Source organism: Spongiibacter tropicus DSM 19543, assembly GCF_000420325.1.
Taxonomy (GTDB): domain Bacteria; phylum Pseudomonadota; class Gammaproteobacteria; order Pseudomonadales; family Spongiibacteraceae; genus Spongiibacter; species Spongiibacter tropicus.
Genome location: NZ_ATUS01000001.1, coordinates 2,089,751 through 2,104,724, shown reverse-complemented (window position 1 = coordinate 2,104,724; position 14,974 = coordinate 2,089,751). Strand labels below are relative to the sequence as shown.

Genomic DNA, 14,974 nt, shown 5'->3' with positions numbered 1-14,974 from the left:
GCCGTGGTGGTCGCACAGAACCTTTTTCTTAATCGCAACGTAGAAATCTCACACGCCCTGCAAGGACGACGGCCGCTGCCATGTATAAACGTAAAGTCATCGCTTTCGCCGGACTCATCTCCGTCATCGTTATGCTGACATCGGCGCTGGTGGTGGCAACCACGCAGATCACCCGCACCAATCTCACCCAAAACAATATCGCCCAGGCACTGTTGAACGAGCATATTCTGGTATCGGGCACCTCCTACCGGCTGTTTAAACAGCTCACCGACGAATTGATCTTTGGCAAAGATGCCAACCAGGCCGAGGTGCGCAATAAAAGCGCGATTATCCAGCAGAGCATTGCCAAGATCATCGAGTTGGAGGAGCGGCAACGGCAGGCGCTGGGCGAGGAAGCGACCCAGGGCAGCGTGGAGGATACCGGCGCCCTCGCCGCCCTGCTCGATGAAATCATCAGCGAATTCCGACTGGTGATTGCCGAGCAGAACCGCAGCCAGCTACAGCAGCGGGAAAAGATCCAGCGGCTGCTGGAAGTCACTATCGACAACCGCTTTCGCGAGGCCATCAACACAGCGGTAAACCGCCAGAGCAAGGTCGTCGCCTCGCTGAATGCGCGCATCGAAACCCTCAGCCAGTCCATTCTCTGGTATGCCATTTTGCTGGCGATTTTTACTGTGCCGCTGGTGTTTCTTGGCGCGCACTGGCTGCTCAGCGTGTTGTACCAGCCGCTGGACTCGATCCGCGATGGTGCGGAAGCCATCGCCCAAGGCAATTTAAACCACCGTATTTCCCGAGGTTTTGATGCCGAATTCGACGCCATTGCCGCCGCTTTTAACAGCATGGCGGATGAACTTGCCGTTCAGCGCGACAAGGCCCAGCACTCCACACGTGAATTGGAGTATCAAGTCAGTCAACGGACCGCTGAGCTGACCCACGCCAATCGGATGCTGCAAAACAACGACAAGGCACGCCGGGAGTTTTTGGCCGACATCAGCCACGAGCTGCGCACGCCGCTGTCGATTATTCGCGGCGAGGCCCAGGTCACTCTACGCCAGACATCGATTTCTGAAGAGGACTACCAAAGCACCCTGCAAACCGTGCTTGAGCAGGTGCTCAATCTCACGCGGCTGGTCGACGATCTGCTGATGATCGCCCGCGCCGAATCCGGCGCCCTGCGGATTGTGCCGCGAACACTGGATATTCGCGAAGTCATCGAATCGACCTTGGAAAAAATCCAGTCCTTGAACAGCGCCGACACGCTGAGTCTGAGCAGTGAGATCGCCCAGAGCCTGCCACTGATCAGCTGCGACCCGGATCGGATTGCCCAGGTGCTGATGATTCTCCTCGACAATGCCGTTAATTATGGCGGCGAAACCCTGCAGGTGAATGTGCGCGCGGAACGACAGGGCGATGCGGTATTGATACGCCTCAGCGATAACGGTAGAGGCATTGACGCCGATGCCCTGCCGTTTATTTTCGACCGCTACTTCCGTGCGGCAGATGCCCGTTCAGGACAGGGCTCAGGTCTGGGACTCGCTATCGCCAAGGCGATAATCGACGCCCATCATGGTTCAATTAACGCCAGTTCATCGCCCGGTGAAGGCACCTGTTTTACCATCGTACTGCCGATCACAGGAGAGCACCGTGGCTAATATCTTGTTGGTCGAAGACGAAGCCAAACTGGCCAGTTTCCTGCTGCGCGGACTGGCTGCCGAGGGCTACGACTGCGACTGGATCGATAGCTCGGCGCGGTTTTTTACCGAGATAGGCAAACAGCCTTACCAGCTTATTTTGCTGGATCGACTGGTACAGGACATCGACACCCTCGACTACTTGCCGTTGATTAAAAAACAGCAGCCCGACGCGCTCATTCTAATGCTGACCGCGCTACAGGATATCGACCAGAAAGTGACAGGGTTGCAGGCAGGTGCCGATGACTACCTCGGCAAACCCTTTGATTTCGATGAGTTACTCGCTCGTATTATGGCCTTGCTCCGACGCGGCGGCAGCAACACCAGCCATTCCCCTGAGCTGCGGCACGGCAGACTGCTGCTCAACACCGAAAGTCACCGGGTGTGGCTGGATGCACAGGAAATTGAATTTACCCATTTGGAATACCAACTGCTGAAATGCTTTCTCTCCAACGCCAATACGGTACTTTCTCGGGAACGCATATTGAATAAAGTCTGGGGCAGCCTGGCTGACCCGCTCACCAATATTGTCGATGTGTATATTCGCCGTGTGCGAAAAAAACTCTCCGACACAGGTGAGGCTCAACAGCTCGACTGTCACAACGAAAGTTTTATCGAAACCGTCAGGGGGGTAGGATATCGACTGGGCAAAGGTTGCTAGACCCTCCCCGTGCACCTCGGCGACGCGTAAACGCGAGCCCCGTCCCGTCCTCCACCAAAAGAGGTCCCTCGTGATCACACTTACTGTGATAGTGCTTGCCATGTGGATCGTCAGCGGAAAAACACTGGCGTTAATCTGCGTGTCGTACAGCGGCTATACCCAGTTGACCGACACCAATTCAGCAATGAGCGCCATCTACCAAAGCATAAAATCGCGCTCCCCCGGCTATGGCCTGTCACGTCGATCGCTGAAGGTCATTACGCCCATCTACCGAACGTATATCGCCGCAAGCTGGGCATTGCTCGCTCTGATCGCCATCCACTGTTCGCTGTGGCTTACGGCTATTGTTACATAGCGCGCCCCCCGCGCTCTGAATTCAGCAAACTCAATCAAGCCGCAACTCCCCCGGGCTGGCACACTGCCCCACGCATTGAGGAGAACTGTCGTGAACCCGCCATCTGTCAGCCGCGCCGAGCAACGCATCCAGAGAGTCTGTGATCATATCCAGCAGCATCTGGATACCGAGCTGTCGCTGGAGCAGTTGAGCGAGGTTGCGGCGCTGTCCAAATACCACTTCCACCGGCAGTTTACGGCGATCACCGGGCAAAGCCTGAGCAAGTTTGTGCAGCTCGCCCGGCTGCGGCGTGCTGCCTACGACGTGGCCTTCAAGCCCCAGCGACGTTTTACCGACATCGCTTTCGATGCGGGTTTCGACAGCCTGGAAGCATTCTCCCGTGCCTTTAAACGCGAGTTCGGCCAATCGCCGTCACAGTTTCAGGCCCAGCCCGAATGGGATGCCTGGCGGCGCCGACTCCCCTACGCCAGCCCACACGGAGTACTCACCATGCAGGTCACGATTATTGATTTTCCCGACACCCCGGTCGCCCTTGCCGAACACCGGGGATCACCCGAGCGCGTAATGGAAACCGCCGAGCGCTTTATTGCGTGGCGCAAGGCAAGTGGACTCTCTCCCGTCGCCACCAGCCGCACCTTCGGCATTCCCTACAGCGATCCCAACACCACACCACCGGAGCAGTTTCGCTGGGACGTGGGTGGCAGCCTCGACGGCGACGTGCCCGACAACCCCTTTGGCGTGAAAGCAGGTCGTATTCCGGGCGGACGCTGCGCGGTGGTCCGCCATTACGGCAGCCACCGCACACTCGACGACAGCATCTACGCCCTCTACCGGGACTGGTTGCCACAAAGCGGCGAGGAACTGCGGGACTACCCCTGCTTCTTCCACTATGTGAATCTGGTAACCGACGTGAAAGAAAGCGAACTGATTACCGACATCCATTTGCCGATTCGGTGATGTCAGTCTCAGTCTCTGCTCTTAGGGGCAGAGACTGACGACAGCACCAGAGGCCGCGCGTTCGTTGCTTTCTCTGTTCTGCAAGCTAACAACCGAGCTATGCGCTTCTGTTGAGACCCTGAATGGCCTTTAATAGCTATCTATTAGCATTGCACGCAAGGATAGCCATGTTTATAAAAAGCCACCTTTTGATACACGCCAAAGAAAAGAAAAATGTCCGCTATGTGGCAGCGGGAAATTACCAGATCGAGTTTTTCTCACTCACCGGGAAAGAATATTTCGGCATCTATTCACCCTATGGTGGCGATAACTTTTGTCTGTGCCTGCCGCTGGGCGATGTCAGTATTGCCACCATCGAGCATGGCTACCAGATTCACCATGGCGCGCTCACCTACAAAGTGTTGATGAGGCGTCAGCGAATAGGTCATGAATTTGCGTTGCACCGCCTGCTATGGGGATGGCTTCCCACCGGTTACCGAAGGGGCCCTATTTCTTCCAGCGGCATCGACATGGTTCACGGTAATCTCGAACCCTTTATAGACAGCATTGCGGCATAACCGTAGCGCAAGTTCAGGACGCCGGGCCTCAAAATATCAGCGTAACCGCTGTTCCCTCTCCCGGCTGGCTGTCAATGTCAATCTGCCAGCCGTAGCGCTCGCAAATCCGTTTAACCATATTCAGCCCGAGGCCGGTGCCCTCCGCTTTGGTGGTATAGCTGCGGTCGAAAATATAAGGCAGCACGTCCGGCTCAATCCCTTTGCCGGTATCACAGAGCAACAGGCGGTTGCCGTGCAGATGAACAGTGATATGGCCACCAGCGCTGTGCTCGATGGCGTTGCGCAGCAAGTTAGTGAGGGTGATTTTCACCAGGCTCTCCGGCACTGGCAGCGTTAGCGCACTGTCGAACCGGGTATCGAGCTGGATACCGGCAGCATCAAGGTCTCCGTGCAAGTCGTCGACGAGTTGCCGAACAATCGCCGCAACATCGCTGGAGGCCGTTTGATTGATGGAACGATCTTCCTCCCGGGACAAAAACAGTGCCGCTTCGATAAAAGCAAGCATATCGCCGCAGGCGCGACGGATGCGCAGCACGGCGCGTTGGGTCGCCGGATTGGGATAGTCCGCCTCGATAATATCGACGGCACCCATCATCACTGACAGCGGTGTGCGCAGTTCGTGGCTGGCTGCCGCGGTGAAGGAACGCTCGCGCTCCACGAACTGGTCGATGCGCTCCAAATACGTATCGAAAGCGGCGGCGATCTGGCCGATATCGCTGTCGTTGAATTCAGCCTGAATTCTCAGGCCCCGCTGCTTGGGTGAAAGCTGGCTGAGACGGACAGTGAGCCGCCGTACCGGCTCCAGAATCGTTGTCGCAGCCTGACTGGCAATCAGCAGCGCCATAACCAGCACCATCACCACACCAATCAGCAGAAACATCAGCAAGGCATGCTCCTGGCGCTCCCATTCCGAGATGTCGTACAGTAGGAAGATTCTCTCTTCGCCCGCCATAGCCACCTGCAAATGGTAGTGGCGACCATTGATCACCACGCTGTGGTAAGCGCCCAGTGGCAACGTTTGTATGTCGTCCGGCAGCTGACGAATATCATCGCCGCGGTAGTAGTGCCATTCATTGAGCAGCGGGTTATTCAATACCCCGGCGTTCTCGGGGTCGTTCACCAAAATCTCAATGTGCTTGCGCACGATGTTGCCAAACGTGGCCTTTTCCAACTGCTGTTTAATCAGCAGCAGGCCACCCGCAAACAGAGTGCTGGCAACAGTAACGATCACCGCAGTACTGATAATCAGCCGACGCCGCAAAGTCTGGTTTTTTTGCGAATTCATTCCGCTTCCTTCTCGGCCAGACGGTAACCTACGCCGTGCACGGTATGTAGCAGCCGCTGCTCAAAAGGTTTGTCGATGGCATTGCGCAGACTGTAAATATGGGTACGAAGAATATCCTTGTCAGGCGGATGATCGCCCCACACCCGTTGTTCAAGCTGCGCACGCTTCACCACCCTCGGGCTCTCTTGCATCAGATAGTGCAGCAGCTTGCGCTGAATCGGGTTGAGCTCAATCGGCACCCCCGCGCGACTAACTTCCAGTGTTTGATGATTAAAGCTGAGGTCTGCGACTTGTAGCGCGGTTGCCTGCTCCGCAGGATGCAGCCGGTTCAGCAGCGCCAATAGTCGCGCCTCCAGTTCTTTGACAGAAAAGGGTTTGACCAGATAGTCGTCGGCCCCCACGCCAAAGCCCAGTAGCTTGTCATCCAGTTGGTCGCGAGCGGTGAGCATAATAACCGGTGTCGTGCGCCGCTCGGCGCGAAGCTGCCTGCACAGTTCAATGCCATCCAGCCTCGGCAATGTCAGGTCCAGCACAATGGCATCAAACTCGGCCGAGCGCGCCAGCGCCAGCCCCTGCACACCGTCGTAGGCGAAGTCGAGGCGGTGCCCTTTGGGCTCCAGATAGTCGGCAATGTTTGCCGCAATGTCGCGGTTGTCTTCAACAATTAATAAGTTCATTGGCGATTGAGGCGGGGCATGGCCCAGTCCGGCTTCCGTCATTTTTTTCAATCTAGCACGGCAAACGCCAAAAGGATGTCAAAAGCCGCGGTCGTGCCCGCCGCCAGTTTGTCGACATATTTTTGACAAGCCCCTCTTTACCCTCCGCACTAACATTTACTCACAGCGGATATCAACGTGAAATCCCTACTCTCCCTCACCGGACTCTTTCTGGCACTGAGCAGCAGCCTGACCGTCAGCTCAGCCACTCTGGCGGAGATCGCCGAACCGGATACTGCCGCCCACCCCCACAGCGAGCATCCGCATCTGGTCGTCAGCGAAACACTGGCCGTTAATCAAGTCTTTCAGGCGGCCGTGGCGAACGCCCCGGAGCAGGTCCTGGGCGGCGCGTACCGGCAGCAGGCCGAGGCCCAACAGCAGATGAGCCAGCGATTCATCGCTAACCGCCCCCGCCTGAACCTCTACTACTGGGACGACCAGGCAGGTGACAATACCGGCCTACGGGAAATGGAGCTTGGGGTTGAGGTAGACCTGTGGCGCTGGGGCGAACGCCGCAACGCCAAAGCGCTGGCCGAAAGTTTTGATACGGGTGCCAGCGCCTGGCGAGACTATCAGCGACTGTCAGTTAGCGGTCGACTACGCCGCGCACTGCATCAGCTCAACAGCAGTGCCGCGAAGCGCAAACACGCCGTAGCTGCCGTAACCGATGCCCAACGGCTGCTGACCATCAGCGAGAAACGTTTCAAAGCAGGCGAAATTGCCCGCGCCGATGTCATGCAGAGCGAGGCACTACTGCTGGAAAGTCGCCAGCAACTGTTGGAGCGAGAAGCAGAACTGGTGGACGCCGAGCGGCAGTACATGACGCTGACCGGCCTACAGCAGCGCCCGGCACAATTCATCGAAGTACGCCCCGGCCAGCCGCGTATCGACGCGCAGCATCCGCAACTCCGCCTACTGTTGGCAAAGCGTCAGCAACAAACTGAGCTGTGGCAACAAAAACGCCATGAGGCAGCGGGTAACAGCACCGTATCGCTGGGGGTTCGCCGCGAGCGCGGCAGCAATCTCGACCCGGAAACGGAAAGCCTGGGGCTGAGCATCTCAATTCCCTTTGGCGGCAGCGCACACACTAACGCCGCCAGCGCATCTGCCGCGGTGGCGATGACCGATGCCGATGTCCGCCTCAAGCAGGCGCGCCTGCAGTTGCAACAGCAACTTCACGAAGTGGAGCACGAGCTGGATGTGCTGGAGGAATCTCTGGCCTACGCAGCGCAGGCGCGCGATCTCGCCCAACGCCATTGGAAGATGGCCGATAAGGCCTTCGCGGCGGGTGAGTCCAACATTCGGCCCACCATTCTGGCCCTTCAGCACTACCGCCAAAGCCAATTGCAGTGGCAGCTCCTGCAGCTTCGCCAGCACAGCTTGATTTCCTCTCTCAGACAGACGGTTGGAGAATCCCTATGACGCCTTTTTTTACCTATTCTCAGCGCATGGTGGCCACACTGGCCGTCACACTCCTACCTGGTCTGGCACTGGCCGACACACTGGCGCTAAACAATGCCGATCAGCTGCGGCTGGGTATTATCAGCCAGCCCGTCAGCGCTGCCGACAGCCGCGCGGGCATTCGCGTTCCTGCCGTGGTGATTCCCTCTCCCGAAACTGCCTCGCAATTGACGATTCGCCATGCGGGCGTGCTGCAAGCCTGGCACCGCCCCGGCGGCACCCCGGTGGCAGCAGGCGAGCTGATCGCCACCATCAACAGCCCGGACCTCGCAGCAATTCAGGAGCAATGGCTGGCCGCCGTATTCGCACAAGCCAACCAGCAGGCGCTGTTGGAGAAAGACCGTGCACTGTTTGCCGATGGCATTATTTCCCGTCAGCGGTTGACGCAAACCGAGCGCGCCGCGCAGCAAGCCATGTTCAATCGCAGCGCCTGGCAAGGGCGGCTGCAACAGGCAGGCTTTGACCGCAAGGCATTGCAACAGCTCCGCGACGGCAAGCTCGCACCGGGCGACTATCCACTCAGGGCGCCGCAATCCGGTCAACTGAACCGTGAGTATCTTCGAGTTGGCGATGCCATCGCCGCCCATCAAACGCTGGCGTCGATTACCGCCGAAAGCAGCCTCTGGCTGCGCGCCACCGTGAGCGCGGCGCTGGCGGAAGGACTGGCACTGGGACAGGAACTTCGCCTTGCCGAAACACTGCGCGACAAGGACGCCACGCTGGTGCTGGTAAGCAAAAACCGTGAACTCAGCCCCGGCACCCAGCGGGTGGAAATACTGGCCCGCTTCCGACAGCCGGTGGCCTTGCTGCCAGGTCAGCGGGTCAGCCTGGTACTGTCCAGCACCACCCCCGGCGTGCGCGTGCCCGCCAGCGCGGTCACCCACAGCGGCACCGACGCCTCGGTATATGTGCGACGCGATAACGGCTTTGAAGTGCGGGCGCTGGAATTACAGCCACTGGGCAGTGACTATCTGGCCAGCCACGGCCTGCAGGCGGGCGAGGAAGTGGCGGTGCAGGGCACCGCACAATTAAAGGGTATGCTGCTCGGACTGGGAGGCGGTGAATAATGCTGTCGCGACTGATCCAATTCTCCCTGAGCCAGCGCCTGCTGATCGGACTGCTGACACTGCTGCTGATCGGGCTGGGTGGCCGCGCGGTAACTCAAATCGCCATCGACGCCTTCCCGGACATTTCCCCCACCCAGGTGAAAATCATCATCAAATCACCAGGGATGACGCCAGAGGAAGTCGAGAGTCTGATTACCCAACCCATCGAGGTGGAACTGCTGGGCATCTCCCGGCAGTCGATGCTGCGCTCTATTTCCAAATACGCGCTGTCAGCCATCACGCTGGATTTTGAAGAGGGGACCGATATTTACTGGGCCCGGCAGCAGGTGGCCGAGCGCATCAACAACCTCTGGGACCAACTACCCGTCGGCATCAGCGGCGGCCTCGCGCCGATGAGCACGCCCCTCGGCGATATGTTTATGTTCACCGTGGACAACGACAAGTTGTCTCTGACCGAGCGACGTTACCTGCTGGACTGGACCATCCGCCCCGCCCTGCGCACCGTGGACGGTGTCGCCGATGTCAACGCACTGGGCGGCTTCGTTAAAACCTACGAAGTGGCGCCGCGACGCGGCGACATGGCCACACTGAAAGTCAGCACGCAACAGCTTATCGATGCACTGGAGCGCAACAACCGCAACGACGGTGCCGGCCGTCTGGATCAGGGCGAGGAAGCCATTCTCGTCAGGGTAGCAAGCGCACTCGGTTCGCTGGAAGACATCGCCGATCTGCGTGTCAGTAATGCCGAGGGCGAGACCTTTGCCCTGCGGCAACTGGCAGATATTCGTCTCGGCGCCCTCGAGCGCTACGGCTCGGTCACCGTGGATGGCCAGGGCGAAGCGGTGCAGGGTCTGGTGATCGGCCTGCGCGGCGCTAACGCCCGTCATGTGGTGCAGGGAGTGAAAGATAAACTCGCCGAACTGCAGTCCTCCCTACCCGAAGGCACAGAGTTGAAGGTGTTCTATGATCGCAGCCAACTTATCGAGCTGGCGGTGGGCACCGTGGGTGAATCACTGCTGGAGGCCGTGTTGCTGGTATTGGTCGTGCTCGGCCTGTTTTTGGGCAATGTGCGGGCCGCGCTCACCGTGGCGAGTATTCTGCCGCTGTCGGCACTGTTCACCTTTTTCATGATGGATCAACTCGGCATGAGCGCCAACCTGATGAGCCTCGGCGGGCTGGTGATTGCCATTGGCATGCTGGTGGACTCGGCCATCGTGGTGGTGGAAAACATAGTCTCGCTGATGGCCCGCCATCAGTCTGCCGACAACACCGCCGGACGTCGACTGCCGCGACTGCATGTGCTGTTTCGCGCCGTGAAGGACGTAGCCGTGCCGGTCACCTCCGGGGTGATCATTATCATTATTGTTTTCCTGCCACTAATGACGCTGGAAGGCCTGGAGGGCAAGCTGTTCGTGCCGGTGGCGCTAACCATTGTATTTGCGCTGCTGGGCGCACTGCTTATGTCGCTGACCATTGTTCCAGTTATCGCCTCGCTGCTGCTCAAGAGCGGCCACGACGAGGAACCCTGGCTGAGCCGCAAGCTGATCAGCATTTATCAGCCGCTGCTGAACAAGGCCCTGAAGGCGCCGATGGTTGTGGTGGCCTTTGCCGCTGGCCTGCTGGTACTGATGGCCGTGTTGTTCCCCTTTGTGGGTAAAACCTTTCTGCCAACCATGGATGAAGGCGATCTGATCGTACAGCTTGAATCAATTCCCTCTGTCAACCTGGGCAGCAGTATCCGTATGGTACAGAACGTCGAAAAAGCCCTGCTCGACAATGTCGAGGAGATTGCCCGCATCGTGTCACGCAGTGGCTCGGATGAAATCGGCATGGACCCGATGGGCCTGAACGAAACTGACGTCTTTCTGCAACTCAAGCCCCGCGATCAGTGGCAGGTGGCCGACAAAGCCGCGCTGCAGGAAAAAATGCGTGCTGTGCTCGACCTGTTTCCCGGTCTCAACTACGGCTTTACTCAACCGATTGATATGCGCGTTTCGGAAATGCTCACCGGCTCCCGCGGCGATATCGCCATCAAGGTATTCGGCCCGGATCTGAGCACCCTGAATACGCTGGCGCAGCGCATCAGCCATACCGTTAGCGGCATCGACGGCGCGGTGGATACCACCGCCACCCTGAACGAGGGCGCCCAATATCTGCAGGTAAATGTAGACCGGCTGCGCGCCGGCGAGCTGGGCGTGAATGCCGACACCCTGCAACACCGACTGCGCGCTGAAATCGAAGGTCTGCCGCTGGGCAATATCATTGAGCATAGCGCCCGCGTGCCGCTGGTATTGCGCTATGACAAACCCTCTGGCGATGGCGTGGCTCAGTTACAAAACCGTCTGATTACGCTGGACGATGGTCGGGTCATTCCCCTGTCAACGCTGGCCAGCATTGAGCGCATCGACGGCCCGGTGGGCGTGTCGCGGGAATCGGGGCGACGCTTTGCCGTAATACGCAGCAACGTCGACGGCCGCGATCTGGTTGGCTTTGTCGAGGAAGCCAAAGCCGTTATCGCAGCACAGCTCGACCTGCCCGAGGGCTATTCACTGGCCTGGGGCGGGCAGTTTGAAAACCAGCAGCGCGCCGCTGCTCGGCTGGGGCTGGTGGTCCCGGTGGCACTGGGCCTGATCGCCCTGCTGCTGTTCATTACCTTTGGCTCGCTGAAGCAGACCATCATTATCCTCTCCAACATTCCCTTTGCGCTGACCGGCGGGGTGGTGGCGCTGTGGCTGACCGGCGAGTTTCTGTCGGTACCCGCCTCGGTGGGCTTTATTGCGCTGCTGGGTATCGCGGTGATGAACGGCGTGGTGATGATGTCCTACTTTAATCAGTTGCGCGCCAAGGGGCTGGATATACAGACCGTGGTCACCGAGGGCGCAGTGCGCCGACTGCGCCCGGTGATGATGACCGCGACGACCTGCGCGCTGGGACTGGTGCCGCTGTTATTGGCCAGCGGCCCCGGTTCAGAAATACAGAAGCCGCTGGCGATTGTGGTCATCGGCGGGCTGATCAGCTCCACCCTGCTGACCCTGTTCCTGCTGCCGATTATTTATCGCCGCTTTCACCAGGCCCTTCCCGACAACGCCAGAAGCGCCTAGGAGTTCACTTTATGTCGACACAACAGCGTTTAATACTGACCGTTCCGCCCAGTCTGGAAGATGAACTGGTGGACTACCTGCTGAGCCTGGAGAGTGTCACCGGCTTTACCTCCTACCCGGTGCGCGGGCACGGCGAAAACCGTCAGCTTTCGATAGCCGAGCAGGTGACCGGGCGCCAAAAACGGGTGCAGTTCGAACTGATTCTGAACGCCGGGCAAGTCAGCACCGTGCTCGACGGCCTGCGCGACAACGTCGGCAGCGATATCTTTTACTGGTATCAGGATGTGAGTGGCAGCGGCCGCCTGTAGACGGTCACTCAGCGTTGAATCCAGTGCAGCACGTCTTGGGCGGCAAGAAAGCTTTCCGCCTCGCGACCGCTGAGCATGGCCAGCGTGGCCAGCAGACCGGCTTCCACGCAACTGCCCGCGGCCACAGTGACCGAACGCGGGGCGTCCATCACCGGCCAGCCGGTGCGGGGATTGAGTACGTGGGGGTAGCGCTTGGCATTGTTCAGCAGAAAGCGGCGGGCATCGCCACTGGTGGCCAGCCCGCCGCGCTGTAACTGGATCATCGCCGATTGCAGGCCGCCGATATTCTCCACCCCCACCAGCCAGTGGGGCTGACCGGCAGGCGGCGCGGTGGCAAACAGATCGCCGCCAAAGTTGATCAGAATCGGCGTATCGGTAAAGGCTCTCACCAGCGAGGCGGCACGGTCTACCGCGTATTCCTTACCAATCCCACCAAAGTCGATCTCCATCCCCGGTTGCAGACACAGTACCGGCGACTGCCAGCGCAGCTTGTCCCAGCCGACGATGCTCAGCAGCTCGTCGATTTGTGACTGGCTGGGCAGACGGTCACTACCGTCGAATTTCCACGCCCGGCGCAGCACACCGGAACTCAGGTCAAACGCACCGTCGCTGAGCTGGTAAGCCTGCTCGGCAAAGTCCAACAACTGGGCAGTTTCAGCATCAACCTCCACCGGCTCGCCATTGGCATTGTTAATGCGGTACACAATATTGTCATCGCGATAGCGGGAGAAGGTGGCTTCAATACGCCAGGCCTCGGCGGCTACCGTATCGGCAATACGCCGGGCCAGTGCCTCGTCCTCACTGTCGATCAGCACCTCACAGGGGCTGGCCATGGCCTGAAACTGCCCGGCCATGCCGGTATCGGTTTTCGTGAGGACAAGTTCCCTTTCCATACTCAGTGCAATGCCATGACCGGTGAATTGTCGGGAAAGTATCAGCTACCCTGGCTGGCTTGAAAAGCCGTCAGGACTTTTTCCTTGCTGAGCAACTGTGGCAGCACCACTTCTGCTTTGCCATCACCAGGGAAAAACACATACAGCGGTACCCCGGAGCGCTTGTAGCGAGCCAGTAGACGACTGACCTCCGCGTCGCGGTTGGTCCAGTCGGCCTTCATATAACGAATGTGCTGTGCGGCCATGGCATTCTTGATGGTATCGGTGCCCAACGCCACTTTCTCATTGGCCTTGCAGGTAATACACCAGTCGGCCGTCACATTCAGAAACACCGGGCCACCATCACTGCGTAGAGACGCGAGGCGATCCGGGCTGTAGCGCAGGGCATCACCATCGGCAGTCAGGGGAAAGGCACTGCCGTCATCGCGAGCGGCGCTGTGTACTGGCACGGGCTCACTCAGTGGCGACGTCGTGGTCAGTACAAACACTGCGCCCAGACTGGCGACAAGCGCCAGACCACGCTGCCAGCGAACCGGCCTTTTCCAGAAATACACGGCCACGGCAATCAGCAGGCAGCCGATCAACACCAGCATCGCGGCATTGATACCCGCCTGACGGCCCAGCACCCACAGCAGCCAGATGCCGGTCAGATACATCGGAAAGGCCATCACCTCTTTGAGGGTCACCATCCAATTGCCGGGGCGCGGCAGCAGACGCCCCAGTCCGGGCACAATCGACAGCAGCAGAAAGGGTGTCGCCATCCCCAGTGCCAGCGCCAGAAACACCGTTAGCGCAATGGCCATCGGCTGAGTCAGGGCAAAACCCAGCGAGGCGCCCATAAACGGCGCCGTACAGGGACTGGCCACCACCACCGCCAGTACGCCAGTGAAAAACGACCCGCTTAAGCCGCCTTTTTCCACCAGCCCTTGGCCGACACCCGCCAGCTCCGCGCCCAGTTCAATAACGCCGGAAAAGCTCAAGCCCATCAAAAAGAACAGGTAGACCAGTGCTGCCACAAACCACGGTGACTGCAACTGATAGCCCCAACCCAGCTCCTGCCCGGAGGCGCGCAGCACGACCAACACACCGGCCACCAGCATAAAGCTACACACCACACCGGCGGTGTACACCAGGCCATGCATTCGACGCTCGCCCGCCGTGCTGTCGCTGCTTTCCAGCAGGCTGATCGCTTTGAGCGCCAGCACCGGAAACACACAGGGCATCAGGTTCAGGATCAGGCCGCCGGCAAAGGCCAGTGCCGCCATCGCCAATAACTGTTGCAGAGAAAACACCTCGACAGGCGCACTGGCCCCGCCACTTTCGGCAGGCGCCGGGGCAGAATCAGTAACCACTGCGTCGGGCGCATCGACCCTCATCACCGAGTCACTGGCGGAGTCAACGCGGTAAAGCCGGTGATTGGGCGGATAGCACAAACCGGCATCGGCGCAGCCCTGAGAACTGAGCTTCAGTGTAAAAGGCCCCCCATCGGGCAGCGGGAGACGGGCAATGACCTGGTGGTAGTACACCTCCACATCGCCAAAATATTCATCCTGTTTGTGCTTACCCTGAGGCAGCTTCAGTGCCAGCTTGTGGGGCTGCCCACCCGCCACGAGCGACGCCTTGAAGCGGTGGCCGTAAAGGTAATAGCCGTCGGCTATGTCCCACTGCATCAGCAGCTCATCGCCATCGATACGCGGCGTCATCCGGTAGGCGGTCTCCACCGGAAGAAACTGCCCGTCATTGGACTCCACGGCGGTATTCAGCGCGTAGGTCGGCGTGGACGATAGCAGGCTCGACAGCAGCAAGCCCGCCAACATCGCAAGCGAGAGAATCCAATTTTTCATATCAGTCACCCGTCCAGACCCACAGGGAATAAAAAAGGCGCAACTTCACAGGAAGGGCGCCCGAAGAGCCGCCAGCGC

The 14,974-nt window shown here is 59.1% G+C and carries 13 protein-coding genes; 9 read left to right on the top strand and 4 right to left on the bottom strand.

All coding sequences use genetic code 11. The features are described from left to right. Positions 1-80 precede the first annotated feature (80 nt). The 5 genes from G411_RS0109855 (at position 81) to G411_RS0109835 (ending at position 4,221) form a co-directional block, all read left to right on the top strand. Entirely contained in the window at positions 81-1,652 is a 1,572-nt protein-coding gene (locus G411_RS0109855) for a sensor histidine kinase (protein ID WP_022959035.1), read from the top strand. Beyond that, positions 1,645-2,352 carry a response regulator transcription factor gene (locus G411_RS0109850; protein ID WP_022959034.1) on the top strand — a complete coding sequence of 236 codons (708 nt, stop codon included), beginning with the start codon at positions 1,645-1,647 and terminating at the stop codon, positions 2,350-2,352. The genes G411_RS0109855 and G411_RS0109850 overlap by 8 nt, the downstream gene beginning before the upstream one ends. A 70-nt stretch (positions 2,353-2,422) precedes the next feature. Beyond that, complete coding sequence (locus G411_RS0109845; RefSeq protein WP_022959033.1) at positions 2,423-2,707, top strand: hypothetical protein; 285 nt, start codon at positions 2,423-2,425, stop codon at positions 2,705-2,707. A gap of 90 nt (positions 2,708-2,797) precedes the next feature. Beyond that, positions 2,798-3,664 carry an AraC family transcriptional regulator gene (locus G411_RS0109840; protein WP_022959032.1) on the top strand — a complete coding sequence of 289 codons (867 nt, stop codon included), beginning with the start codon at positions 2,798-2,800 and terminating at the stop codon, positions 3,662-3,664. Positions 3,665-3,786: 122 nt separating this feature from the next. Next, positions 3,787-4,221 carry a hypothetical protein gene (locus tag G411_RS0109835; protein ID WP_157581202.1) on the top strand — a complete coding sequence of 145 codons (435 nt, stop codon included), beginning with the start codon at positions 3,787-3,789 and terminating at the stop codon, positions 4,219-4,221. A gap of 28 nt (positions 4,222-4,249) precedes the next feature. Here the strand turns inward: G411_RS0109835 and G411_RS0109830 are convergent, their stop codons facing one another. Both G411_RS0109830 and G411_RS0109825 read right to left on the bottom strand, forming a co-directional pair. Beyond that, the gene (locus G411_RS0109830; protein WP_022959030.1) at positions 4,250-5,506 is read right to left on the bottom strand and encodes a sensor histidine kinase; all 1,257 of its coding nucleotides are present in this window, start codon (positions 5,504-5,506) and stop codon (positions 4,250-4,252) included. Further along, the gene (locus G411_RS0109825) at positions 5,503-6,225 is read right to left on the bottom strand and encodes a response regulator transcription factor (RefSeq protein WP_425423262.1); all 723 of its coding nucleotides are present in this window, start codon (positions 6,223-6,225) and stop codon (positions 5,503-5,505) included. The genes G411_RS0109830 and G411_RS0109825 overlap by 4 nt, the downstream gene beginning before the upstream one ends. A gap of 135 nt (positions 6,226-6,360) precedes the next feature. Between G411_RS0109825 and G411_RS0109820 the strand changes: the two genes are divergently transcribed. From G411_RS0109820 to G411_RS0109805, 4 genes are read left to right on the top strand one after another with little or no spacing between them, the layout of a single operon-like run. Then, the gene (locus G411_RS0109820) at positions 6,361-7,644 is read left to right on the top strand and encodes a TolC family protein (protein WP_022959028.1); all 1,284 of its coding nucleotides are present in this window, start codon (positions 6,361-6,363) and stop codon (positions 7,642-7,644) included. Continuing rightward, positions 7,641-8,750: an efflux RND transporter periplasmic adaptor subunit gene (locus G411_RS0109815; RefSeq protein WP_022959027.1), complete on the top strand. Its 1,110-nt coding sequence runs from the start codon at positions 7,641-7,643 to the stop codon at positions 8,748-8,750. Before G411_RS0109820 ends, G411_RS0109815 begins: the two co-directional genes overlap by 4 nt. After that, on the top strand, positions 8,750-11,851 hold the full coding sequence (locus G411_RS0109810) for an efflux RND transporter permease subunit (protein WP_022959026.1): 3,102 nt from the start codon (positions 8,750-8,752) through the stop codon (positions 11,849-11,851). The genes G411_RS0109815 and G411_RS0109810 overlap by 1 nt, the downstream gene beginning before the upstream one ends. 11 nt (positions 11,852-11,862) lie before the next feature. Then, the gene (locus tag G411_RS0109805; RefSeq protein WP_022959025.1) at positions 11,863-12,159 is read left to right on the top strand and encodes a DUF3240 family protein; all 297 of its coding nucleotides are present in this window, start codon (positions 11,863-11,865) and stop codon (positions 12,157-12,159) included. An 8-nt stretch (positions 12,160-12,167) separates the two neighbouring features. Here G411_RS0109805 and G411_RS0109800 read toward each other — a convergent pair whose 3' ends face one another. Both G411_RS0109800 and G411_RS0109795 read right to left on the bottom strand, forming a co-directional pair. Continuing rightward, positions 12,168-13,052, bottom strand: coding sequence for an FAD:protein FMN transferase (locus G411_RS0109800; protein ID WP_037508471.1), 885 nt, complete (start codon positions 13,050-13,052; stop codon positions 12,168-12,170). Positions 13,053-13,093: 41 nt separating this feature from the next. Continuing rightward, positions 13,094-14,896, bottom strand: a complete 1,803-nt coding sequence (locus tag G411_RS0109795; RefSeq protein WP_037508469.1) for a protein-disulfide reductase DsbD family protein — start codon at positions 14,894-14,896, stop codon at positions 13,094-13,096. Between the last annotated feature and the right edge of the window lie 78 nt (positions 14,897-14,974).

What these genes read in the sequence shown, in the direction of transcription:
- G411_RS0109855 (WP_022959035.1), top strand. Translation starts at nt 81, where the DNA reads ATGTATAAACGTAAAGTCATCGCTTTCGCCGGACTCATCTCCGTCATC.
- G411_RS0109835 (WP_157581202.1), top strand. Translation starts at nt 3,787, where the DNA reads ATGGCCTTTAATAGCTATCTATTAGCATTGCACGCAAGGATAGCCATG.
- G411_RS0109830 (WP_022959030.1), bottom strand. Translation starts at nt 5,506, where the DNA reads ATGAATTCGCAAAAAAACCAGACTTTGCGGCGTCGGCTGATTATCAGT.
- G411_RS0109825 (WP_425423262.1), bottom strand. Translation starts at nt 6,225, where the DNA reads ATGACGGAAGCCGGACTGGGCCATGCCCCGCCTCAATCGCCAATGAAC.
- G411_RS0109815 (WP_022959027.1), top strand. Translation starts at nt 7,641, where the DNA reads ATGACGCCTTTTTTTACCTATTCTCAGCGCATGGTGGCCACACTGGCC.
- G411_RS0109810 (WP_022959026.1), top strand. Translation starts at nt 8,750, where the DNA reads ATGCTGTCGCGACTGATCCAATTCTCCCTGAGCCAGCGCCTGCTGATC.
- G411_RS0109805 (WP_022959025.1), top strand. Translation starts at nt 11,863, where the DNA reads ATGTCGACACAACAGCGTTTAATACTGACCGTTCCGCCCAGTCTGGAA.
- G411_RS0109800 (WP_037508471.1), bottom strand. Translation starts at nt 13,052, where the DNA reads ATGGAAAGGGAACTTGTCCTCACGAAAACCGATACCGGCATGGCCGGG.
- G411_RS0109795 (WP_037508469.1), bottom strand. Translation starts at nt 14,896, where the DNA reads ATGAAAAATTGGATTCTCTCGCTTGCGATGTTGGCGGGCTTGCTGCTG.